Here is a 24,026-nt window from a genome sequence, read left to right on the forward strand (position 1 = left end):
AGAAGAAAATATCCGAAAGAACAAAAAAAGAAAAAGAGCAAATGAAAAGCAGGCAGGATCTGGTTCCTGTCTGCTTTTTGTATGGTTAATTTTTACGTCTTCTATTGATTGTTAAGCCAAGTAAACTTGCAACAGCTACGAAGCCAAGTCCAAGTAAACCTAAACTAGATTTGCTTTCCCCGGTTTGAGGAAGCGTATTCTTCTTAGGGCTAGCTACTTTATTATTAGCAACTTTAGTAGCTTCCTTCACTTGACTCTTAGGTTGAACTGTACTCTTATTAGTATGAATCGAGGTTGCCTTAGGAGTAGTGGTGTAATTGTAGTCGTGACCATGTTTTTGTTTTTTGCTTTGGAGCCTGACTGTGAAGAGCGACGGTAGTGTTTGATTTGTGATCGATAACCTTTTTTGCCTTAGTAGGTTGAGCCGGAGCAACGTCTGGAACCACTGGCGTATCAGCTGGTTGAACTGGATCAATAGGATCAGTTTTTGGAGTTGAATCTGAAGGCGTAGAAATATCTGGCTTAGGAGCTGTTGGAGGTGCAATTGGAGTTGGAATCGAAGCTTGAGCGTATGGAACTTGGATAGAAATTTAACCACCGTTTTAAAGCGGTAATGTCGTCATCGCTAAGTGGGATTGCTTGAATGCTGCCATTATCACCTTTGATAATTAATATTTGTTTACCAGTATTGTTAGTAACAATATTAAATGTACCATTGGCATCAAGCTTGTAGTTTTCATCCAATGTTTGAGGTAATTGGCTAAATGAGATAGCTGGGAGTGAAATTTTATTGCCATTAGCGTCTACAAGCTTCCAATTTTCATAGGTGGTTACTCCAGTTATTAAATCTGTTACACCATCACGGGTAAAGTGTAATTCTTGATTTATTGGAGCATATTGATTAGGAACAGTTTGTCCTTGCTTTGAACCATTTTCATAGTAATAAGAAACATGTTCTGTTACCGTGGTGGTTTGTGGTTCAGCTTTTTTCTTATTATGTGTGAAGTGGACGATGAAGTATTGTGGATGAGAGTCAGTGCCATCAGTTCTGTTATTGATATTATCAAATTTAGGGAAGATACCAGTTACGGCAAAACCAGCTGGTTTGCCACCTGAGCCTAAAATGGTGTCTGCACTGTTAGCATTTTCACCGATAGTCATTTTGCTGTATGAATATTTACCATTATCAGAATTAGTATAATTATCAAAAGTTGTCGCAGCTTTATCGCCGAAGTTAATCCAATTACCAGCTGGGCCATTTGCATAGATGGCTTGATTATTGAAATTACTTTGGACATATAAAAATGTATTAGAATCATCATCGTAAAATCTGATTATAGCTTGTTGTTGCTTCTGAATTTCAGATCCATTACCATTATTGGTTTGTCAAACGACAGTATGATTAGAAGTGGTACCATTACTATGAATTTCTAACCAAACTGGGGCATTTTCAGGATTTTTAACCGAAGTATCAACTTGAACAGTATCTTGGTCAGAGGCTAAGGTAACTGGATTATTTTTAGTAGTTGTTTGAGTTAAATTTGTACTGCCGTTTTTCTTTGTCGCGGTAACAGTAGAAGAGTATGAAGGTTGATCTGCAGTGATCTTGTTTTCAGTTAATGAAGCAGCTAGTTTGCCACTATCTTCCTTTGTTTCTAGAGATGCAGTGTTTAATTTGTCGTTTCTTTGTTGTTAGAATTTGACTTTTCACCTTTATTAGTAGAAGTTGATTCTTGGGCGTTGTTATTAGAATTAGTTTCTGATGAAGTAGGAGTGGTTACTGGAGTTTCAGTTTGAGTAGTATCAGTTGATTTGCTACTGTCCTTTGTATCTGCTGTTTTTGTTTCAGCAGTTTGTTGATCAGAACTTTGAGTTGTGTCTTTAACTTCAGTAGTAGTTTGTTGATTTGCAGATGTTTCATCTGCATGAACGAGTTGACCGCTACTTAAGAAAAATGTAGTACCAAGTGCTACTGCCGATAACTTACGAAAACCGAATTTCTTTTTACCATTAAGTTTTGCATTAAAATTTAAATCATTCTTGTGTGTCATATCTACTTATCTAACCTTTCTGGTTGGATTTAGCGTGCTTTTTTGAAAGAAACTATAAGAATAAAAGAAGTTTCTTAATAAGAAGCACTCACTGGTAGTAAATATTAGCGCAAATATATTTATCAATGATCTATTAAATGCACTTATATATAAAATAGCAAATAATACTACTATAAGTTATTACTTAATAACAGCAAACAAAAAAGAAGCAATATAAAATTGCTCCTTTTAAATGTCGTTTTTTCGTTGTTTATTTAGCAATTGCCAATGCGGTTACCACGATAGCGGCAATCATTGCAACTGTAAAACCAATGATACCTAACAATATATTCATTTCAGTCATCTTCCTCTATTATGTTACTTCTATGTGGCATAAGTTAAGTGTACCATAAATTTCGGTCAATGACTGAATAAATTGTAAACGCTTTTATTCAAGCAGGTCAGCAAATGTAGCTTCTGTAACTTGGGCTAAATCTTCTGGATTTAAGAAAACGCTACGGCCAAGCTTACCACTTGAAACACCAACTTCATCTGTTTGTTTCATTGTGTTATCCAAGTAGATAGGGAAGTGGTGTGTAAAGTGAATACCGATAGGGGTATTAGCACCGTGAACATAACCCGTAGTTTTTTCCAGTTTCTTTAAAGGAAGCATTTCGCATTTCTTATTGCCAGAAACTTTAGCAAGCTTCTTCATGCTTAAATGTTCAGTAACTGGTACAACACCAACAAGTGGGCCAGTTTTATTTCCTTCACATACCAAGGTTTTGTAGACGAATTGCTCTTTGTCCCTTAGAATAGAGGTGTCCATTTGCGCAACGCCACCCTTATCTTTGGTAACCGCAAATTCGGCTTGACGATACTTGACCTTATGTTGGTCTAAAATTTTTTCGACTAATGTTTTCTCAAGTTTATTCTTTTTATTTTTCTTCTTTGACATTTTTATCACCTTTAACCATGATAGCATTGCTCAAAGAAAATCCCAAAGGAGTTTATACATTAATGAAGTTATTGATTATTAAAATCGACACTAATCACGAAGTAGAAGATGCTTTAGGCGTTTATGCTCAAGATAATTTAAACGCACTCGGCATTGAATCAAGAAAGCGCAGCGACTTCGAACAAGCTGGCTGGCTTCACGATTCAACTGTCGTTGAAATGGATGATATCAAAGATTTGCCTAAGGATACTTATTTCTACGCATATTTTGATGAAGAAGCAGACAAAGATGAACTCGTTAAAAAGTTTCAAGCTAAGCTTAAAGAACTTGCAGGCTACGGTTTAAATATTGGTGACGGTAAAATCACTACCTCTTATATTAAGGATCAAGATTGGAATACCGCTTGGCAAAAGTATTACCACGTAATTGACTTCTCAAGACACTTAGCTATCGTTCCGGAATGGGAAGAATACAAGCCTGCCTTTAAGGATCAACAATTGATTAAGCTTGATCCAGGTCTTGCCTTTGGTACAGGTAACCACAAGACCACTCAACTTGCCATGATGGGTCTTGAACGTGCTATGGTTAAGCCAATGAGCGTAGTTGATGTTGGTACTGGTTCTGGAATTTTGGCTATTGCTGCTTCAAAATTAGGTGCGACCGATGTTTTAGCGACCGATATTTCAGATGAATCAATGACTGCTGCTAAGCAAAACTCAGCTTTGAATGATTTAACTAACATTCGAGTACAAAAGACGAGCTTGCTTGCCGACGTTAAGGGCAAGTTTGATATTATCGTAGCCAACATTTTGGCCGAAATCTTACTCGACTTGATTCCACAAATGGATGCTCACTTAAACGATGGTGGGCAAATCATCTTTTCAGGTATTGATTATTTACAATTGCCTAAGATTGAAAAAGCCTTAGATGAGAATGGCTTTAAAATTGACTTGACTATGAGACAAGGTCGCTGGATTGGGTTAGCTATTACTAGAAAAGAAAAATAAACGTGGTAAAATATTATCAACTAAATTAAACTTTGATGAGAGGCACAAATTTTTAATGAGAAAAATTGGGGATAAGATAAAGGAAATTTCAGTAATCAAGAAGTTGAATGTCCATGCATGGATGCCGCTTGTCTGGTGGAGTATTTTGGTGGCAATTTTGCCATACATTTTCAGTATCTGCCGTTTACCAATAGTTTTTAGAGTTGGTTTAATGTTTTTCATCATTAATGGTGCAATCGCATACCATTTGGGCAGTTTAATCAATCGTTTAAACTTGAACAGATGGTGGCTGTTATTAATGCCAGTTGTTTTCGATTTAGCAATTTTGCCAAGATTTGCTCTGTATAATTTAATGTTGGGTTTGATTTATTTAATAATTGAACTCTTCGGACTACTGAATAAAAATATTTACCGTTAGAGAGGATGACCTTAATGTCCAAATATGTTGAAATGACTCATGATCAGGTAATTGATGCCTGCAAAAAATATATGAATGATAAGCAAGTGGCTTTTGTAGAGAAAGCATATGAGTTTGCCAATAAGGCCCATGCTGGACAAAAAAGGGCATCTGGACAACCTTATATTATTCACCCTACGCAAGTTGCCGGAACACTTGCCACACTTGGGCTTGATCCAGATACAGTAGCTGCAGGATTTTTGCATGATACTGTGGAAGACACGCCAGTAACCAATGATGAATTAAAGGAAAAATTTGGAGAAGACGTTGCCTTTATCGTTGACGGTGTAACCAAATTAAATAAGTACGAATATAAGTCACACCAAGAATTTTTGGCTGAAAACCACCGTAAAATGTTGATTGCGATGGCTAAAGACTTGCGGGTAATCATGGTTAAATTGGCCGACCGTTTACACAACATGCATACTTTGCAACACCTTCGTCCAGACAAACAACGTAGAATTGCTTCAGAAACCATGGATATCTATGCACCACTGGCTGACCGCTTAGGTATTGGTACTATCAAGTGGGAACTTGAAGATATGAGTTTCCACTACTTAAATCCTGAAGCTTACTACCGCATCGTAAACTTGATGGATGTTAAGAGAAGCCAACGTGAAAAGTACATCGCTGATACCATTAAGACACTTAAGAAGACCTTAGATGAATTAGGCATTAAGTACGAAATCTATGGTCGTCCAAAGCATATTTACTCTATTTACAAGAAGATGGTAAATAAGCATAAGGACTTCGATGAGATTTATGACTTGCTTGCCGTTCGTGTAATTGTCAAAAATGTCCGTGATTGTTATGCAGTTTTAGGTGCCGTTCATACCGAATGGAAGCCAATGCCAGGACGTTTCAAGGACTACATTGCTATGCCTAAGGTAAACGGTTATCAATCACTTCACACCACGATCATCGGACCTGGTGGACGTCCACTTGAAATTCAGATCAGAACTGAAGCCATGCACCAAGTTGCTGAATACGGTGTTGCCGCACACTGGGCATACAAGCGTGGTAACTTCAATGGTGTTGAAGCTACTTCATCTGGTGAAAAGCTAGACATGGTTCGTGAAATTCTTGAATTGAAGGATGAAACTAAAGATGCCGGCGAATTCATGAAGTCAGTTAAGAGTGATATCTTCTCTGACCGTGTTTACGTCTTCACACCAAAGGGTGAAGTTTACGAATTGCCAAAGGGTTCTGTAACTTTGGACTTCGCATACGCAATTCACACCCAAGTAGGTAGCCATGCGGTTGGTGCCAAAGTGAATAACAAGTTGGTTCCACTTGACTACAAGTTAAGAAACGGTGACGTCATTGAAATTATGACGCAAACTAATGCCACTCCTTCACGTGACTGGGCCGATATGGTTAAGACCTCAAGAGCACGTAACAAGATCCGTCGTTACTTCAGAGGCCAAGACCGTGAAGAGAGCATCACTCACGGTGAACAAATGGTAGCTAATATGATTCGTGAAGAAGGACTTGCTCCTAAAGACTTCATGGATAAAGAGCACGTTGAAAAATTGTTGGATCACTTTAACTACCATACTGAGGAAGAATTGTATGCTGCAGTTGGTTTTGGTGATTTATCAACTCAAGCCGTTGTTAACCGTTTGACCGTTGACTTACGTCGTGAAGACGAAAAACAAAAGCAAAAAGAACTCGAAGAAAAGATTTTGAATTCTGGTCAACAATCTGTTCAAGAAGAACAGCCTAAGAAGAATTCAAATTCTGTCATGAAGGTTAAGCATAAGAATGGCGTTATGATCCAAGGTGTCAGTGACTTAATGCTTCACCTTGCCAAATGCTGTAATCCTGTTCCTGGTGATAAGATCATTGGTTATGTTACTAAGGGCCGTGGTGTTACTATTCACCGTACCGACTGCCGCAACATTACCAAGGAAGCCGAAGAACAAGGTCGTTTGATCGACGTTGAATGGGAGAACGTGGAAGAAAACAGCGTTCAATCATTTAATGCCAACATCGAAATCTTTGGCTACAACCGTTCTAACTTGCTTAGCGATGTTATTAACAAGTTGAACTCACTTACTAAGAACATTAATAATATTTCTGGTAAGGTTAACGAAGACAATATTGCTCATATTTACGTCACAGTTGCTGTTAAGAATGCTGACCAACTTGATGAAATTTTGAGTAAATTGCGTGATATTCCAGATGTGTATGAAACAAAGAGGTCTGATAATTAATGCGAGTTGTAATTCAAAGAGTCAATCATGCGCAAGTTGATATTGCTGGCAAGACAGTCGGCAAGATTGGCAAGGGCTTTTTACTGCTAGTTGGCATTAAAGAGGGGGATGAACTTCCCGTTGTCAAAAAAGCAGCTGATAAGATTGCCAAGATGCGTATTTTTGAAGATGAAGATGGTAAAACTAATTTGTCTTTGAAAGACGTTCATGGTGAAATCTTAAGTGTTAGTCAATTTACTTTATTGGCTAATACTAAGAAAGGCAATCGTCCTAGTTTTGTTGAAGCAATGCGTCCACCAAAGTCAAAAGAACTTTGGGAAGATTTCAATAAAGAACTTGAGCAAGATGGCTTCCATGTTGAGACCGGTGAGTTTGGTGCTGACATGCAAGTTAGCTTAGAAAACGATGGTCCATTCACAATTGTGTTAGATCTTTAGAGAAAATCGCTTTCAAAGGTTGACTTTAATACAATAAAAATATAAGCTAAAAAAGAATTATCGATGACAAAGAATGAAGATTAGCAAAGATCTATTTAAAGAGACTGCTCATTGTGGTGAAAGAGCAGATAGATTGCGGTCTGTGACACCTTTAACAGATAATGGATCGTCTGGCGAGCGTTAATCGCAGCAACCAAAAAGGTGGTACCGTGCTAATTTGAGCGCCCTTGATTTAGTTCAAGGGCGCTTTTTTTATTATTAAAGTTATCAAAATAAAAAAGGATGATTAAATGAGAGTACAAAAACCAAAAGGTACAGTCGATATTTTGCCTGAACAATCCGGTTCATGCAAAAGGTCGAAGAAACTGCAAGAAATTTCTTCAACCGCGCCAACTACCGTGAAATTCGTACGCCAAGTTTTGAAAATTACGAAATTTTCTCACGTTCAAGCGGCGATAGTTCTGAAATCGTAGAAAAGCAAATGTATGACTTCAGCGATAAAGGTGGTCGTCATATTGCTCTTCGTCCAGAAGGAACTGCCGGCGTAGTTCGTGCCTACGTTGAAGACAAGATGTACGCACCAGAAGTAGTAAAGCCATTTAACGTATTTTACATGGAATCTACTTTTAGATACGAACGTCCTCAAGCAGGTCGTCAACGTGAATTCCACCAAATCGGTGTAGAAAGTTTTGGTTCAAGCAATCCACTTTCTGATGTTCAAACCATTATGATGGGTCACGATTTGCTTGCTGAATTGGGCGTTAAGAACTACCAACTTCACATCAACACTTTAGGTAATGAACAAGTACGTAAGGACTATCACGATGCCCTTGTAAACTACTTCACTCCAGTTAAGGATGAATTATCTGAAGATTCTCAAAGAAGATTACGCGACAATCCATTACGTATTTTGGATTCAAAGGATGATCGTGACAAGAAGTTCTTGCCAAATGCTCCTAAGATTCGTGACTTCCTTGACGATGATTCAAAGCAAAACTTCGAATCAATTTTGAAGATGCTTGATCAATTAGGTATTGATTATGTTATCGATGATGACTTGGTTCGTGGTCTTGATTACTACACTGGTGTAATCTTTGAATTTATGGTTGAAGACAAGAGCCTCTGGGAATCAGCAACTACTATTTTGGGTGGTGGCCGTTATGATCACTTGGTTGAAGAATTCGATGGTCCAGCTACTCCAGCTGTTGGTTTTGGTATTGGTGAAGAAAGATTAATGCTTGTTTTGGAAAAGCAAAATCCTGCTTTGTTTGAAAACAGAGGCATTGATTTCTTTATCACTAATATTGGTGAAGGTACTGCTCAAAAGGCTATCGAAATTACTAGAAGCTTGCGTAAACAAGGCTTTGAAGCTGACTTTGATGTTAACCAAAAGAAGCTTAAGGCTCAATTCAAGAAGGCCGATCGTGATCACGCTAAGTATGTAATTACTTTAGGTGAAAAAGAACTTGAAAACGGCGTTTTGAACATTAAGCGTTTAGCTGATGGTAAGACCATTGATTTAAGTCTTGAAGACATCAATGATATGGGTAAAGTAATGAAGGATTTAGAGGATTAACAATGGAAAAGATTGAAAAAAGAACAGACTATTGTGGCAATATTACTGAAAAGTATATTGGTCAAGATGTAAACCTTTATGGTTGGGTACAACGTGTACGTAACCTTGGTAACTTGGTTTTCATCGATTTGCGTGACCGTGAAGGTTTAGTACAAATCGTTGTTAACAAAGACTCTGGTAAGAAGTTAATGGACATCGCTGACTCACTTGGTAACGAATACGTTCTTCAAGTTAAGGGTAAGGTTGTTAAGCGTTCAGAAGTAAACCCAGATATGAAGACTGGTCAAGTCGAAGTTGATGCTACTGACATCATTATCTTGAACAAGGCTAAGAACCCTCCATTTGAAATCAAGGATGGCGTTGATATTTCTGAACAAACTAGATTAAAGTACCGTTACCTTGACCTTCGTCGTCCAGAAGTTCAACAAGCTATTATCTTACGTTCAAAGATTTTACGTGCAACCCACGAATTCTTTGACGAAAATGGCTTTATCGATATTGAAACTCCAATTTTAGGTAAGTCATCTCCAGAAGGTGCACGTGACTACTTAGTACCTTCAAGAATTTACCCAGGTAGCTTCTACGCACTTCCACAATCACCACAATTGTTCAAGCAACTTTTGATGGGTGCTGGCTTTGACAAGTACTACCAATTAGCACGTTGTTTCCGTGACGAAGACTTACGTGGTGACCGTCAACCAGAATTTACTCAAATCGATATGGAAATGTCATTTGCTGATGAAGAAACTATTCAAAGCTACACTGAAGGTCTTTTGAAGAAGATCATGAAGGATGTTAAGGGTATCGACCTTAAGACTCCTATCAAGCGTATTACTTGGACTGACGCAATGAACAAGTACGGTAGTGATAAGCCAGATACTCGTTACGGCATGCTTATTCACGACTTAAGCTCAATCTTCAAGGACAGTGACTTCAAGGTGTTCTCAGGTGCAATTGCTGATGGCGGCTTTGTTAAGGGTATCGCTGTTAAGAACGGTGCTAAGGAATACTCACGTAAGAAGCTTGACAAGAAGGCTGACTTTATCAAGCGTTTCCACGCTAAGGGCTTAGCTTGGGTTAAGTACGAAGACGGTGAGTTCTCAGGTCCTGTAGCTCGCTTCTTGACTGATGAAAACAAGGAAGCTTTGAAGAAGGAATTCGACCTTGAAGGCGGCGAATTAGTAGTATTTGTTGCTGACAAGTGGAAGGTAATTTGTGACTCATTGAACCACCTTCGTCGTGAATTTGCTAAAGAAACTGGCATTATTCCTAAGGGCGTTTACGACTTTGTCTGGGTTGTTGACTGGCCATTATTCGAATACGATGAAGGTCTTGGCCGTTGGGTAGCAGCTCACCACCCATTCACCATGCCAGATGACGAAGGCGTAAAGCTTTTGACTACTGAACCACACAAGGCACACGCACGTAGTTACGACATCGTTATGAACGGTGACGAAATGGGTGGTGGTTCAATCCGTATCCACAAGCGTTCAATCCAAGAAAACATGTTTAAGGCACTTGGCTTCACTAAGAAACGTGCTTACGAACAATTTGGTTACTTAATGGATGCTTTGGACATGGGCTTCCCACCACACGCAGGGCTTGCAATTGGTCTTGACAGATTTGCTATGATGCTTGCTGACAAGGACAACATCCGTGACGTATTAGCATTCCCTAAGAACGCTAGTGCCTCAGAACCAATGATGCACGCTCCAGCTCCAGTTGCAGATCAACAATTAGCTGACTTGGGTATCGAAGTTGAAGATAAGTACCAAGAGAGTGTTAAGGCAACTGAAGCTCGTCTTGAAAAGATGGCTGCTGAAGATGCCGAAGAAAACTCAACTTGGGACAAGTAATAATTAACTAGTAAACCAAAAATAGACATCCTTTATGTATGGAAGTCTATTTTTTTTCTCTCGTTTTATAAATCGTTAACGAAATCGGTAATTCGCTTTAAACTTTCGTGTAATTGCTTAGTTGATGATGCATAAGATAGTCTTACGTAGCCTTCGCCGCCTTTACCAAAATAACGACCAGGAGTTACACCAACTTTAGCCTTCTGTGCCAATTCAAAAGCAAATTGTTCATCATCGATGCCATATTTTTCAGGAATTTTGGCAAAGATATAAAAGGCACCTTGTGGCGTAGCCATTTCAAAGCCTAATTTTTCTAAACCAGTTTGCATAAATTGCAGCCGCTTTTCATAGATTGCTCTTGCCTCAGCGGGATCATTTTGCCCATTGTTCAATGCTTCAACAGCAGCCATTTGAACATTGTCAGTGACTGAAGTTACTAAAAATGCATTAACTTTTTGAACACTTTGCATAATTTCTTTTGGAGCAGCAATGTAACCTAAACGCCAACCAGTCATTGCGTATGCTTTAGATAAACCAGAAATTAGAATGTTACGGTCTGGAATAAATTCTGACATTGAGTGATGTTCCGCATTGCCATAAACAAGCTCAGCGTAAATTTCATCAGTAATTGAATAGATTTTGTATTCTTTAATTACTTCGGCTAATTGCTTTAAAGTCTCTTTTGCATAAACGCGACCGGTAGGATTGGATGGGTCAGTCAAGATGATTGCTTTTGCTCCTTTGCCGCGACCTTCTAGAACATGGCGCAAATGTTCAGGTGTTAAAATGAAACCATCTTTTTTGGTGTCAACTTGAATAGGAGTTGCACCAGTCATCTTGATTAATTGAAAATACAATGCCCAAACTGGAGTGGGAACGATGATCTTGTCTCCAGGATTGAGTAAAGTCATAAAAACGTCATTTAAAGCACCGGTTGCGCCAACAGTTACGCAGATTTCATCTTTAGGATCATAATGAACGCCAATAGAGCGATCAAGATAACCACTGATAGCTTTGAGCAATTGTGGTTTGCCAGCTTGAGGAGCGTAGTGTGAATCGTCATCGTTAATGTCGCGAATGGCGGCCTTTTTAATATGATCTGGTGTAGCGAGATCAGGTTCACCAATTGTTAGCTTGATAATACCAGGGATGCCTGAAACTTTTTGATCAAATGCACGAATTTTCGAAGCGGATAAATTACTAAGATTAGTATTGATAATTGATTTTAAATCACTAGATAAATTTGGCATATAAGTAAAGTTCCTTTCTGTAATACTATAAATTCTAAAATACAGAAATGAAGATAACAACCTTTTTATGCGCAAATAAAAAAGAAATGACTATATGTCACTTCTCTATGAATTATCTTTTAAAATGCTATTTGAATTGGTATAAATTGTTTTCTTTTCGTCGAGCTGTTTTTGCCAAGGAAGTAGCGGTAAAGGTCTAGGTGCTTTAATCCGTTTTTTCTTTTTTAAAGAAACTGGCTGATTAGTTACTTTAACTGTAGTAATTTCTCTTTTAGGTGGTTTCGGTTGAGTCTGTTGAGTACAGCCTGCAAGAGAAAACAGACTCAGGGAAACCAAAGTTAATTTCAATATAAGCTTCACTTTATCCTCCAGAAATAAATCCCTTAACCTTTATTCTACTATTTTTGTCAATAATGATAAAATAAAAATAAATTTGTTTAAGAAGAAGGAATGAATGATGGCGAAGGTAGCAGTCTATATGACGGGCGGTATTGCTATGTATAAGGCAGTGCAAGTCGTACGAAATCTTGAAAAAGAGGGTCATGAAGTACGAGTAATCATGACTAAAAATGCGGAACGCTTTGTTACTTCTAATACATTAGCTGCACTAACTAAGTATCCAGTGCTAGATAACCTATGGAGTAAAGAAAATGAAGCTAGTGTGCCACACGTTCATCTGGCTCGTTGGACTGAACTAGCATTGGTTGTTCCTGCTACCGCAAATTTTATTGCTAAGATGGCTAATGGAATTGCTGATGATGCCGCAAGTACGACAATGTTGGCAACAAGTGCACCTATATTGATTGTGCCAGCCATGAATGATCAAATGTGGAATAATCCTGCTACTCAGCGTAATTTGCAGTTTTTGAAGAACAATCAGGTACAAATTATGGAGCCAGCGGTAGGGATGTTGGCAGAAGGGTATGCAGCTAAGGGCAGAATGCCAGAGCCTGATCAGATTTCTGCTGGGTAGAAGACCATTTAAATAAAAAAGAGATTTTAAAAGGCAAGACGATTGTAGTAACGGCTGGTGGTACAGAGGAAGCAATCGATCCAGTTCGTTTTATTGGCAATCGTTCAAGTGGCAAGATGGGAATTGCTATTGCGCAAGCGGCAGCTAATATGGGAGCAAAAGTTAAATTAGTTTATGGTAATGTTACGATCCCTTTGCCACAGGATAAAAATATTGAATTGTTTCCTGCTCCAAGTAGCGAAGATATGTTAATGCAGGTCAAACAAGAATTTAATCGAAGCGATATATTAATTATGGCTGCTGCTGTAGCTGATTGGCGAATGAAAAAAGTAGCTGATCATAAATTAAAGAAGCAAGCGGATCAAGCTACATTAGAATTGACGCTGGTTAAAACAAAGGATATTTTGCGTGAAGTGGCAAAACAAAAGAACCCAGATCAAGTTGTAGTTGGCTTTGCGGCAGAGACCAATGACTTATTGAAAAACGCCGAAAAGAAACTGCGTGAGAAGGGTGCTGATATGATTGTGGCTAATGATGTCTCACAAAATGTTTTTGGTAGTGATAAGGATAAAGTGACTATTCTTCGACAAAATGGCACTATTGAGGAGTGGCCTGAAATGAGCAAAAAAGAAATAGCTAGCAAATTTTTGATATACATGAATAATTTTATACAAAAATAAGTAATGTAACATTTTTTAACATAACGTTTTTGCTCTCTTAAAATACTACTATTACAGCAAAAAAATTATAATAAAAATAACACAAATCCAGCACTCTGCTAAGATCCGTGCTTGTTTTAGTACGGAAAACTAGTATTATAGGCTGTGGGAGTTAAGAGACTGAAGAGAAAGAGTTGATGGTTTATAAAATCGGCTCTTTTTTTATATATAAATTGCTGATTTCGTATTGACTAGGAAATTGCGAGCGACCTGCAAAGAATATCGTAAAAGCCTGTTTCATCACGCTTTTTCCTCTGTTGTTTAAAAGTGATAATTTTGATAAATACTAAAAATTCTAAATATATGTATAGGATTTAAGTAATATTTGGTGTATGCTATTACAACAGGTTCAATACATTAGATTATCAAATCAATGAGTCTTTTTAACTATGCACATATAGTTATTAAGAAATCAACAGAGATATATTAGATAAAATATAGAGGTGTAGAGTATGTACTCTGATAAAACTTTAACGCTTAACAACGGAATAAAGATTTCTCAGATACAATTAGGTACTTGGCTAATCAATAATGATGACGTTAAAAAAGTTGTACGTCAGGCAATTAGTGTTGGCTACCGCGCTTTTGATACTGCTAGAGACTATGGTAATGAGAATGGCGTAGGAAAGGGAATTTAGAATTCCGACGTTGAACGTAGTGACATATATTTAACAACTAAATTGCCGACTGCCGTCAAAGACTATGAGGGTACTAAGAAGGCAATTAATGAGGCGTTAGATCGTTTCAGCTTGGAATATATAGACATGCTTTTGATTCACTCACCACAGCCTTGGATTGAAGTAAATAGGACTAATGACCGACACTTTGAAGGTAACCTTGAAAACTGGCGAGCTATGGAAGAAGCTGTAAAAGCCGGCAAGGTTAGATCAATCGGTGTGTCCAACTTCTTACAAGAAGATATAGCCAATATCGTTAACAATGGTACAATTAAGCCAGCTGTTAACCAGATTGAGGTTCATATTGGACATGTACCAACGGATTTGATGAAGTATTGTGAGAACTTAGGTATTCAAATCGAAGCTCACTCACCACTTGCTCACGGACGTTTACTTAAGGATCGCAAGATCAATGCTTATGCTAAGAAGTATAACGTTAGTCCCGCATAATTGATGCTTGCTTTTGATCTACAGCTAGGTTGTATCGTCTTACCAAAGAGCGATAATGTAAGTGAAATGAAAGAAAATGTAGATATCGATTTTGAAATCAGTGAAGAAGATATGGCCAATTTAATTAAATTGAAAGAAAATACACAAGACATGTCTGTTTAGTAAGCATCGTCTGAAAGCGGTGCTTTATTTGTTTTATAAAAAAGATGAAAAAGATAGATTTAATCGCCATTGATATTGATGGCACCTTAGTAAACACTAAAAAAGAAATTACTCCTGCTGTGAAGAAAGCAGTATTGGATGCCCAAAAGCAGGGTAAGCAAATCGTAATTTGTACAGGAAGACCGTTGTCTGGTGCTCAACGTTATCTGGATGAATTGGGCTTGAATAATCAAGACGATGAATATGTAGTTAGCTTTAATGGGGCTGTTGTTGAATCAACTAGTGGTCACGTGATTTTTAAAAAAGGGCTAGAATATGAAGATTATGTTGATCTTGAAGCCATTGCCCGCAAGTTAAATCTGCATTTTCATAGTGTTAGCTTAGACCGAATTTACACCTCTAATCGAGATTTAGGACATTATACGATTTATAATTCTCGAGTTGTAAAATTGGAAGTCTCATATCGAACTCAAGAAGAAATGAAGAATATTCCAATTATTAAATGCATGTATATTGATGATCCAGACTATTTGGATAGTAAAATCACTAGTCCTCTTTTTGATCAAATGAAAAAACGAGTTGTTTTTTCAAAAACTGAGCCATTCTATTATGAAGCTACGGCTGCTGGCGTTGATAAAGGTACTGGTCTTAAAAGACTATGCGACTACTTAAATGTTAAACCAGAAAATGTAATGGCTTTAGGCGATCAAGCTAATGATATGCCAATGTTAAAATATGCTGGTTTGGGTGTAGCTATGGGCAACGCAGTGGACTATACTAAAAAGCATGCAGATGAAATTACTGCGGATTGTGATCATGACGGAGTGGCAGTCGCAATCAATAAAATTTTATAGGATATGGAATAGAGGCTTCGAAATTGAATAACGCAAAAATTTTAATTGGGGGGTGGATTGAGAAAAGATGCACTTACTGATTTAGAAAAAGAATGCAATGTTACGGTGGGTCCAGACGGACATCGCTTGCATGATGATCGTGAATGGGTGTTAGATCATATTGCGGAATATGATGGCGTCATTGTTGCTAAAATGGCCTTTGATAAAGAATGATTGATGCTGCTAAAAGCTTAAAGATGATTTCTACTTATGGCGTTGGTTTTGAGCATGTCGATGTTGGATACGCCAAGGAAAAAGGCATTGTTGTTTCTAATTGCCCTAAGAGTGTATTGCGTCCAACTGCTGAATTAACTTTAACCATGATTATGGCTTCAGCTCGTCGTTTGCGTTATTACGATCACGCTTTACGTGAAGGCGCATTTTTAGATGCTAACGAATATGATAACCAAGGCTACACTATTGAAGGTAAGACTTTAGGTATTTTAGGTATGAGCAGAATTGGTCAACAAGTTGCTCGTTTTGCTAAAGCTTTAGGCATGAAGATTATTTATCATAATCGTCATCAACTCGATGCTAAGTTAGAAGAAGAATTAAATGCTAAATATGTTGACTTTGATATTTTAGTTAAAGAAGCTGATTGCTTATCATTGCATGCACCAGCAACTGATGAGACTTACCATATTATTAATGCAGATGTCTTTAAGCAAATGAAAGAAACTGCTTATTTGATCAATGTAGCTCGTGGTTCTTTAGTTGATAGCGATGCTTTTATTGCTGCACTGAAGAAAGGTGAGATTGCAGGAGCAGCTTTGGATGTCTTTGAAAATGAACCACATCCTAGACAAGAATTAGTGGACATGGATAATGTGATTATGACACCACATCCTGGCTCAGCCACACACATTGCTAGATACAATCTTTCTAAAGAAGCAGCTAACAACGTTTTGCCATTCTTTAAAGATGGTAAAGCAATTAACAAAGTAAACCAATAACTAAATTAATGTAAAATAAAAAGCGGCTTAGCCGCTTTTTATTATTTTGTCTATTCATGTTCAAGTTGACTGTGACGATAGCCATAAACAAAGTAGATAACTGTTCCGAGAATTAACCAAATTGCTGCCATTAAGTAAACTTCGGAACTTAAGTGACAAATCATAAAGATACAAATCAAGCCAGAAATAATTGGCAGGTATGGATAACCAGGAACTTTAAAGCCATCATTGACGATATCAGTTCTTTTTCTTAATTTCAAAATACCAAATGAAACTAAGGTAAATGCAAATAGGGTACCAAAGTTAACCAAGTTGGCTAATTGATCCACTGAGAAGAATGCTGCACTAAGTGCAATAATGATCGTTACTGCAACTAAGGCATTCTGAGGAGAATTATGCTTTTTATCCAACTTGCTAAAACTTGCTGGTAAAAGTCCATCTCTAGCCATTGCATAAATTAAACGAGAACTTGAATAAATCATTGTAAGCATCATAGTAGCCATACCCAGCATTGCACCAAAGGATAATAATTCAGCTACCCAATCTTGGTGAACATATTGCAAAGCAAAAGCAACAGGGTTTGCTACGTTAAGTTTGGTGTATTTAACCATACCTGTTAACACAATAGAAACACCAAAGTAAAGTACAGCCGCAATTGCCAAAGTACCAATGATGCCTAATGGCATGTTTTTCTTAGGATTCTTAACTTCGGCAGCTGATGAAGAAACAACGTCAAAGCCTAAGAAAGCAAAGAATACGGTCGTTGCACCTTTGATTACGCCAGAAGCGCGATATGGCAAAAATGGATGGTAGTTGCTTGGCTTAATAAATTGCACCCCCACGAAGATGAAAATCAAGATAATCGCAATTTTGATAAAAACAGCAACCACATTAATCTTGATTGAATTTTTCATTCCGCGAGATAGCAGGATGCTGATGACCAAGATAATTAAAACTGAAACTAGGTCAAAATAAACGCCATGCGATAAGTTCATTGGTCCTGAAACAGCCTTAGGAATTTTTAAACCAAATGGGCTAATGAATGAACTAAAGTATGAAGACCAACCTGCCGCAACTGTGGCTACGGAAAGCATGTATTCCAAAATCAAGGCCCAACCGATAATCCAACCAGTAAATTCACCATAAACGATATTACCATATGAGTAAGCACTACCAGCTACCGGAATTGCTGAAGCAAATTCCGCGTAACACATTCCCGCTAAAGCACAAACTATTGCTGCGACCATAAATGACAAACTAACACCAGGGCCGGCTGTTGTGGCAGCTACCGTACCAGGCAAGATAAAAATACCAGTCCCGATAACCGCACCAACACCAAGTGACATTAAGTCGAGAGCATTCATGGTTTTGGAAAATTTAATATCTTTTCCTAAGTAGTTTTGAATGCTTTGTTTTCTAAATATATGAAATTGCATCGCAACATTCCCCTCTATGTAAAGATAGATTAATTTTACATGATATTTTTAATTTTTTGAAGGGTGAAAAAAGCACTATTAAAATAGTGCTTTAAAATTAATTAGCTTTTATTTTTGTTTTGTACCATTTAAATGATCCGTACACGATTGCAATAACGATTACGCCAGCGATAATCAATGAGTATTCTTCAAAGATGTTGACGATCACTTGCCAGTTTTCCCCCATGTATGAACCTAATGAAACTAAAATGATGTTCCAGATTAAGCTACCAAGTGTGGTGTAAATTAAAAACTGTGAAAGCTTAACGTGGGCTGTGCCGGCTGGAATAGAAATTAAGCTTCTAATGACAGGGATGCAACGACCATAAAAAATTGCTCCTGTACCATATTTATCGAACCAGTTAATTGCCTTTTGAACGTCACCTTTTTTAAAACCAAGCATCTTGAACATTTTATGGTTAAAAACTTTCTCAAGACGTTCTTCACTTAACAAGGTGCCAATCCAATAGAGAATGATTGCACCTAAAGTAGCACCAACTGTGGCGGCAATTATAACAAGTGGCACAGTCATCTGTGAGTGATGCGTTGCAAATCCTGCAAAAGAGAGGATTACTTCGGATGGGATAGGTGGGAAAATATTTTCAACCGCAATTAAAAAGCTGATGGCTAGGTAGCCAAATTGGTTAATTAAATCAAAAACTATGTTAGTCATCGGTATTTCTCCTAAGCGTTTTCTTTAAATATAGCAAGTTTTGGTCTAGATAGCTATTTCTCTGAGCAAAGTTAATATCTTCTTAAAAAAAGCTGTGTTACACTATTAAATGCGAATTTTTTATTGGGGTGCGATAAAATGGCAACACAATTAATTGAGAACAAGTTAAAGCTTTTACCAGAAAAGCCGGGCTGTTACTTAATGAAGGACATTAACGGTACGGTTATTTATGTAGGTAAATCTAAAAATTTAAAAAATAGAGTACGTTCATATTTTAAGAGTAAGCAAGTTGGACGTCGGGCTGAATTAGTTCGTGAAATCAGAAATTATGATATTATTACGGTTTCTACGGATAAGGAAGCCTTTTTACTTGAAATCACTTTAATAAAAAAATATCAGCCATACTACAATGTGCAATTAAAACAAGGGACTGGATATCCTTATATTGAAATTACACGTGAACATGATCCGCAAACACGTTTAACCAGCATCGTGCACAAGGATGGCGGCTACTATTTTGGCCCATATCCTAACGTTTATGCGGCACAGGCTACGTTAAAATTTATTCAAAAAGTTTACCCATTAAGACGCTGCCATGGCTATCAAGGCCGCCCTTGTCTTTACTATCATATGGGGCAGTGTTTAGGTGCATGTTTTAAAAAGGTACCGCAAAAAGAATATGATGAACAAATCAAGAAGATAAAGAGCTTTTTAAATGGGGATATTGCAGAAGTGAAGCAAGATTTGACTGCCAAGATGGAGAAGGCTTCCGAGCAATTAGAATTTGAACGAGCAGCTGAAATTCGCGATCAATTGAAATATATTGAAGAAACTGTTGAAAAGCAGAAGATTATTTCTAACGATAATACTCAACGTGATATTTTTAACTATTACGTTGATAAGTCTTGGATTTCTATCCAGATCTTCTTCTTGCGTCAAGCTAAATTGCTTAGAAGAGAAACTAGAATGTTTCCTTTGACCGATACAACTGATCCAGAAGATGCATTTACTTCATTTATAGTTCAGTTTTATGGTCAAAGAAACCGCGTTTTGCCTAAAGAAGTTCTAATCCCAGATGGTTTTGATAATGATACATTAGCAGAAGTGCTTAAGGTTTCTGTAAGAACACCGCAAAGGGGACAAAAAAAGTCCTTGCTTGATATGGCAAAAGACAACGCGAAGTTGAAACTCGATGATAAATTTAGATTGCTAGAATTAGGCAATCGTAAAACTATGGGTGCGCAAAAAGAAATCTTTGATGCTTTGGGCTTGCCGTATGGTCACATTATTGAAAGTTTTGACCACTCGCATATTCAAGGTGCAGATCCAGTATCAGCTTTAGTTGTTTTTAAAGATGGTGAACCAGATAAGACTTCATACCGAAAGTATAAATTAAAGGGTGAAGTTGAACATCAAAATGGTGGCGATGAAGTTCGTAACACACGTGAAGTAGTTAGAAGAGTTATGGTCGACTTTTGCGTGAACATAAGAAAATGCCTGATTTAATTTTGATGGATGGTGGTCAAATTCAAGTTGATGCCTGTGAAGACGTTTTGCGCAACGAATTGAACCTGAATATTCCTGTTGCCGGGATGGTTAAAGACGACAAACACAGAACCAATCACTTGTTATTTGGTGATCCAATTAATGGTATTCCTTTGAAATTGATCCCACTTGATCCTAAGTCAGAAGGCTTTTACTTAATGACTAGAATCCAGGATGAAGTTCACCGTTTTGCCATTACTTTCCATAGAAGACGTCATGCTAAGAATGCTTTATCAAGTAGATTAGACTCAATTAAAGGTATTGGACCAAAGACTAGAAATAAACTGCTTAGAAACTTCGGTTCATTAAAGAAGATCAAGGAAGCTTCAGTTGATGAATTGCGTGCTGCAGGACTTACATTGCCTCAAGCACAAACAATAAAATTGACGCTGTAAACCTAGAAAACACACAAGAGTACGCGTTTGTGTGGTATAGTAATAAAAGTTAGATTAAGACGGAAGGAAGAGATAAGCATGCCAACATTTGTTGATCAGACTAAAATTGAAGTACAAGCCGGAAAAGGCGGCGATGGCATGGTGGCTTTCCGCCATGAAAAGTACGTTCCAAATGGCGGACCAGCTGGTGGCGACGGTGGTCGCGGCGGCAGCATTATTTTTGTTGCAGACAGCGGTTTGCGTACATTGATGGATTTCCGTTATCGTCGTAAGTTTAAAGCAGATAATGGCGAAAACGGTCGTATCAAGTCTCAATATGGTAGAGCAGCTAAGGACCTTTACTTAAAGGTACCTGTTGGGACAACAGTTTATGATTTTAATACCGGTGAATTAATCGGTGATTTAGTAGAAAAAGGACAAGAATTAGTTGTAGCTAAAGGTGGCCGTGGCGGTCGTGGTAATATTCACTTCGCTACTAGTGTTAATACGGCACCTGAAATTGCCGAAAACGGTGAACCAGGTGAAGACCGCGTTTTACGCCTAGAACTTAAGTTACTAGCTGATGTAGGTTTAGTTGGATTCCCTTCAGTAGGTAAATCTACGCTTTTGTCAGTAACTACTAAGGCTAAGCCAAAGATTGCAGCTTACCAATTTACTACTTTGACTCCTAATTTGGGAATGGTTATTTTGCCAGACGGTCGTGACTTTTCAATGGCTGACTTGCCTGGCTTAATTGAAGGTGCTAGCCAAGGTGTGGGTTTAGGTATCCAATTCTTGCGCCACGTTGAAAGAACTAAGGTAATTTTGCACTTAGTATCAATGGATCCTAATAATGGTCGCGAAGCAATTGACGACTATCACACTATCAGAAAGGAATTGCAAAATTATGAAACTGATTTGTCTAAGAAGCGTGAATTAATTGTTGCTTCACAAATGGATATTCCAGGTGCAGAAGACAAGCTCAAGGAATTTATGGAAGCTTTGCAAAAAGAAAGTAATGACGAACCAGTTTATGAAATTTCTAGTGTAACGCACCAAGGCGTATCTAAGTTGATGAGCGACACTGCTAACTTGGTTGCCGAAGTCGAAGAAGAACGTGCACAAGAAGAACCTAAGATTGTTGAAAAGACTAAGGAATACAAGTATAAAGCAACAAAAAAGAACGAATTTACTGTTGAAAGAGTTGGCGAGCATGAATTCGTTGTTAAGGGTGAGCAACTAGAAAGATTAGTTCAAATGACCAATCTTGATCACCAAGATGGTATCATGCGTTTGGCTAGAAGACTTAAGCGTTTAGGCGTAGATGATGCCTTGCGCGAAAAGGGTGCAGTTAACGGTGACGATGTTGCAATCGGCAAGTTTGTCTTTGAATTTGTACAATAATATGTGGGTAGAGATAGATTATGAGAAGAAATCGGTTTATTACAGGGTATTCTGGACTTAGAGCATTAGCAGTGATCGGAGTAATACTCTATCACCTTGATTCTAATTCGTTTATGGGAGGATATTTGGGTGTGCCGATTTTTTTCGTGCTCTCAGGTTACCTCGTCACGGATCATATACTTAATTCATATGATAGAACGGGAGATTACGATAATAAACACTTTTATTTAAGTAGAATAAAGAAGATTTATCCGCAGCTGATTTCGGTTTTATGGCTCAGTGCGGCGTATATTTTTCTGTTTCAACGCAATCTTTTAGCTAAGCTGAATCAGATTGTCCTGGCTAACCTACTGAATGTCTACAATTTTTGGCAAATTCATAATGGCCAAAGCTACTTTGAACGTTTTGCGGCTAATGAATCGCCTTTTACTAACCTATGGACGATGTCAGTAGATGGGCAATTCTACATTTTGTGGCCGATTGTCATTTTCTTACTGGTAAAACTAGTAAAGAAAAAGAAGAATATTTTTGGGATTCTGATTGGACTTTCATTAGCATCTGCAATTGAAATGCTGGTTCTATATTTAATGAAAGCTGACATTAACCGTATCTATTATGGAACGGATACACGGTTCTTCTCATTAGGTTTAGGAGCCGCATTAGCAGTTATTTGGCCAATAGAGCAGCTGAATCCTAATGTGACCAAAAAGGATACACGAATACTTGATTTGGTTGGACTAGTTTCCTTTATTTTGATGCTGGTCATGTTCTTCTCAAAGGCAATGAATCCGCAACAGTCATTTGCTTATTGTGGTGGAATGCTTTTGTTTACTTTGATTGTCTGCGTGTTTGCCGGAGTAATTGCGCATCCAGGCAGTCACTGGAATAGAATTATGACTAATGTCATTTTTGATTGGATTGGTTCAAGAAGCTATGGGATTTATCTTTACCAATTCCCAATCATGATCTTTTTTGAAGATAAATTTACTAATATTGGTGATCATCCAGTGCTTTATCATGTAATCGAAGTTATTTTGATTTTGTTAATCAGTGAAATTACTTATCGTTTGATTGAAAAGCCAATGGGTAAAATTACTTGGGGTAAAACTAAGGCTTACTTTGCACGCATTTTAAACTTAGAGACCAAGGATTACGTTAAAAAGACTCAAGCAATTTTTGCGGCTTTTGTATTAATTTTAGGTAGTATTGCGATTGCTGTTTCACCTAGAGCAAAGGCGGAAGATTTTAATAAGACTCAACTTGCTCAAAGAATTGAAAAGAATACCAAAAAGCAAAAGAGCGACAATGCTAAGCTGATCAAGAAATTAAAAAAGCAAAAGCAGAAAAAAGAAGATAAGTCGAGAATCATTAGACAAGCGGAAAAAGATGCTAAAAAGCATCCAGTTAATAAATCATATGTTAAATATGGTATTTCGCAGCTTGATTTGCAGTTAGCACAAAAAATTCAAGTTACTGCAATCGGCGACTCTGTCATGGCCGGTTCAAGTGACAACTTAAAGAAATTAATGCCTAAGGCTTTAGTTGATGCGGCTGTTTCTAGACAATTAGATGTTGCATTTGGCCTACTTGACAGTTATCAAAAGCAGGGAGTTTTAGCCGATAACGTATTGATTGGCTTAGGTACAAATGGACCATTCTCTATGGGTGACCTAGATCGACTTATGCATCAAGTTGGACCTAAGAAAAAAGTCTTTTGGATCAATGTGCATGTACCAACCAGAGATTGGCAAAAACCGGTGAATGATTTGCTAAGACAAGGTGCAAAACGGTATCATAATCTTATAATAATTGATTGGTATTCATATTCGAAGAATCATCCAGATTGGTTTTATGGTGATCACACGCACCCTAATATCAAGGGATCTAAATATTACAGTGCGTTTGTCACTAAAACAATTATTAAACATTCAAAATTTTAAA

At 37.7% G+C, this 24,026-nt stretch carries 16 protein-coding genes and 5 pseudogenes; 13 read left to right on the top strand and 8 right to left on the bottom strand.

Annotated elements, in window-relative coordinates; genetic code table 11:
• Positions 1–85: 85 nt before the first annotated feature.
• The 4 genes from JCM1039_RS12005 to ybaK form a co-directional block, all read right to left on the bottom strand.
• Positions 86–433: an LPXTG cell wall anchor domain-containing protein gene (locus JCM1039_RS12005; protein WP_236692575.1), complete on the bottom strand. Its 348-nt coding sequence runs from the start codon at positions 431–433 to the stop codon at positions 86–88.
• A gap of 89 nt (positions 434–522) precedes the next feature.
• Entirely contained in the window at positions 523–1,161 is a 639-nt protein-coding gene (locus tag JCM1039_RS06170) for a mucin-binding protein (protein ID WP_025015091.1), read from the bottom strand.
• 509 nt (positions 1,162–1,670) lie between these two features.
• Positions 1,671–2,051: a hypothetical protein gene (locus JCM1039_RS12205; protein ID WP_025015092.1), complete on the bottom strand. Its 381-nt coding sequence runs from the start codon at positions 2,049–2,051 to the stop codon at positions 1,671–1,673.
• Positions 2,052–2,478: 427 nt separating this feature from the next.
• A complete protein-coding gene (gene ybaK / locus JCM1039_RS06190) occupies positions 2,479–2,988 on the bottom strand; it encodes a Cys-tRNA(Pro) deacylase (RefSeq protein ID WP_025015093.1) in 510 nt (169 codons plus the stop codon).
• Positions 2,989–3,050: 62 nt separating this feature from the next.
• Here ybaK and prmA point away from each other — a divergent pair, with 62 nt between their 5' ends.
• The 6 genes and pseudogenes from prmA to aspS all read left to right on the top strand — a co-directional run bounded on the left by prmA (position 3,051) and on the right by aspS (position 10,537).
• Complete coding sequence (gene prmA / locus JCM1039_RS06195; RefSeq protein WP_025015094.1) at positions 3,051–3,995, top strand: 50S ribosomal protein L11 methyltransferase; 945 nt, start codon at positions 3,051–3,053, stop codon at positions 3,993–3,995.
• 55 nt (positions 3,996–4,050) lie between these two features.
• Complete coding sequence (locus JCM1039_RS06200) at positions 4,051–4,413, top strand: hypothetical protein (protein ID WP_025015095.1); 363 nt, start codon at positions 4,051–4,053, stop codon at positions 4,411–4,413.
• A 14-nt stretch (positions 4,414–4,427) separates the two neighbouring features.
• Entirely contained in the window at positions 4,428–6,668 is a 2,241-nt protein-coding gene (locus tag JCM1039_RS06205; RefSeq protein ID WP_025015096.1) for a RelA/SpoT family protein, read from the top strand.
• Positions 6,668–7,105: a D-aminoacyl-tRNA deacylase gene (gene dtd, locus JCM1039_RS06210; protein ID WP_025015097.1), complete on the top strand. Its 438-nt coding sequence runs from the start codon at positions 6,668–6,670 to the stop codon at positions 7,103–7,105. The genes JCM1039_RS06205 and dtd overlap by 1 nt, the downstream gene beginning before the upstream one ends.
• A gap of 290 nt (positions 7,106–7,395) precedes the next feature.
• Positions 7,396–8,681 (top strand): annotated as a pseudogene (gene hisS, locus JCM1039_RS10930) (histidine--tRNA ligase).
• 2 nt (positions 8,682–8,683) lie between these two features.
• The gene (gene aspS / locus JCM1039_RS06220; RefSeq protein ID WP_025015098.1) at positions 8,684–10,537 is read left to right on the top strand and encodes an aspartate--tRNA ligase; all 1,854 of its coding nucleotides are present in this window, start codon (positions 8,684–8,686) and stop codon (positions 10,535–10,537) included.
• Between the two features lie 65 nt (positions 10,538–10,602).
• Here the strand turns inward: aspS and JCM1039_RS06225 are convergent, their stop codons facing one another.
• The gene (locus JCM1039_RS06225; RefSeq protein ID WP_025015099.1) at positions 10,603–11,787 is read right to left on the bottom strand and encodes an aminotransferase class I/II-fold pyridoxal phosphate-dependent enzyme; all 1,185 of its coding nucleotides are present in this window, start codon (positions 11,785–11,787) and stop codon (positions 10,603–10,605) included.
• Between the two features lie 105 nt (positions 11,788–11,892).
• The gene (locus JCM1039_RS06230) at positions 11,893–12,147 is read right to left on the bottom strand and encodes a hypothetical protein (RefSeq protein WP_025015100.1); all 255 of its coding nucleotides are present in this window, start codon (positions 12,145–12,147) and stop codon (positions 11,893–11,895) included.
• A 97-nt stretch (positions 12,148–12,244) separates the two neighbouring features.
• On the opposite strand from JCM1039_RS06230, the pseudogene coaBC reads away from it, so the two are divergent.
• The 4 genes and pseudogenes from coaBC (at position 12,245) to JCM1039_RS10945 (ending at position 16,614) form a co-directional block, all read left to right on the top strand.
• Positions 12,245–13,440, top strand: a pseudogene (gene coaBC, locus JCM1039_RS10935) (bifunctional phosphopantothenoylcysteine decarboxylase/phosphopantothenate--cysteine ligase CoaBC).
• A 491-nt stretch (positions 13,441–13,931) separates the two neighbouring features.
• Positions 13,932–14,768: pseudogene (locus tag JCM1039_RS10940) on the top strand (aldo/keto reductase family protein).
• Positions 14,769–14,812: 44 nt separating this feature from the next.
• Positions 14,813–15,622, top strand: coding sequence for a sugar-phosphatase (yidA, locus tag JCM1039_RS06245; RefSeq protein WP_025015101.1), 810 nt, complete (start codon positions 14,813–14,815; stop codon positions 15,620–15,622).
• Between the two features lie 23 nt (positions 15,623–15,645).
• A pseudogene (locus tag JCM1039_RS10945) lies at positions 15,646–16,614 on the top strand (NAD(P)-dependent oxidoreductase).
• Between the two features lie 50 nt (positions 16,615–16,664).
• On the opposite strand, the gene JCM1039_RS06255 reads toward JCM1039_RS10945, so the two are convergent.
• Entirely contained in the window at positions 16,665–18,050 is a 1,386-nt protein-coding gene (locus JCM1039_RS06255) for an APC family permease (RefSeq protein ID WP_025015102.1), read from the bottom strand.
• A gap of 97 nt (positions 18,051–18,147) precedes the next feature.
• A complete protein-coding gene (locus JCM1039_RS06260) occupies positions 18,148–18,762 on the bottom strand; it encodes a DedA family protein (RefSeq protein WP_025015103.1) in 615 nt (204 codons plus the stop codon).
• Positions 18,763–18,900: 138 nt separating this feature from the next.
• Here JCM1039_RS06260 and uvrC point away from each other — a divergent pair.
• The 3 genes and pseudogenes from uvrC (at position 18,901) to JCM1039_RS06275 (ending at position 24,025) form a co-directional block, all read left to right on the top strand.
• Positions 18,901–20,702: pseudogene (gene uvrC, locus JCM1039_RS10950) on the top strand (excinuclease ABC subunit UvrC).
• Between the two features lie 78 nt (positions 20,703–20,780).
• On the top strand, positions 20,781–22,085 hold the full coding sequence (obgE, locus tag JCM1039_RS06270; RefSeq protein WP_025015104.1) for a GTPase ObgE: 1,305 nt from the start codon (positions 20,781–20,783) through the stop codon (positions 22,083–22,085).
• A 20-nt stretch (positions 22,086–22,105) separates the two neighbouring features.
• Positions 22,106–24,025, top strand: coding sequence for an acyltransferase family protein (locus JCM1039_RS06275; protein WP_025015105.1), 1,920 nt, complete (start codon positions 22,106–22,108; stop codon positions 24,023–24,025).
• Position 24,026: the final 1 nt, after the last annotated feature.

The organism is Lactobacillus kitasatonis DSM 16761 = JCM 1039, from assembly GCF_000615285.1.
Lineage (GTDB): Bacteria > Bacillota > Bacilli > Lactobacillales > Lactobacillaceae > Lactobacillus > Lactobacillus kitasatonis.

Excerpts from the sequence above, each read along its gene's own strand:
- ybaK (WP_025015093.1), bottom strand. The coding sequence starts at position 2,988 with ATGTCAAAGAAGAAAAATAAAAAGAATAAACTTGAGAAAACATTAGTC.
- JCM1039_RS06260 (WP_025015103.1), bottom strand. The coding sequence starts at position 18,762 with ATGACTAACATAGTTTTTGATTTAATTAACCAATTTGGCTACCTAGCC.
- JCM1039_RS06200 (WP_025015095.1), top strand. The coding sequence starts at position 4,051 with ATGAGAAAAATTGGGGATAAGATAAAGGAAATTTCAGTAATCAAGAAG.
- obgE (WP_025015104.1), top strand. The coding sequence starts at position 20,781 with ATGCCAACATTTGTTGATCAGACTAAAATTGAAGTACAAGCCGGAAAA.
- JCM1039_RS06170 (WP_025015091.1), bottom strand. The coding sequence starts at position 1,161 with ATGACTATCGGTGAAAATGCTAACAGTGCAGACACCATTTTAGGCTCA.
- aspS (WP_025015098.1), top strand. The coding sequence starts at position 8,684 with ATGGAAAAGATTGAAAAAAGAACAGACTATTGTGGCAATATTACTGAA.
- yidA (WP_025015101.1), top strand. The coding sequence starts at position 14,813 with ATGAAAAAGATAGATTTAATCGCCATTGATATTGATGGCACCTTAGTA.
- prmA (WP_025015094.1), top strand. The coding sequence starts at position 3,051 with ATGAAGTTATTGATTATTAAAATCGACACTAATCACGAAGTAGAAGAT.
- JCM1039_RS06275 (WP_025015105.1), top strand. The coding sequence starts at position 22,106 with ATGAGAAGAAATCGGTTTATTACAGGGTATTCTGGACTTAGAGCATTA.
- JCM1039_RS12205 (WP_025015092.1), bottom strand. The coding sequence starts at position 2,051 with ATGACACACAAGAATGATTTAAATTTTAATGCAAAACTTAATGGTAAA.
- JCM1039_RS06225 (WP_025015099.1), bottom strand. The coding sequence starts at position 11,787 with ATGCCAAATTTATCTAGTGATTTAAAATCAATTATCAATACTAATCTT.
- JCM1039_RS06255 (WP_025015102.1), bottom strand. The coding sequence starts at position 18,050 with ATGCAATTTCATATATTTAGAAAACAAAGCATTCAAAACTACTTAGGA.
- JCM1039_RS06205 (WP_025015096.1), top strand. The coding sequence starts at position 4,428 with ATGTCCAAATATGTTGAAATGACTCATGATCAGGTAATTGATGCCTGC.
- dtd (WP_025015097.1), top strand. The coding sequence starts at position 6,668 with ATGCGAGTTGTAATTCAAAGAGTCAATCATGCGCAAGTTGATATTGCT.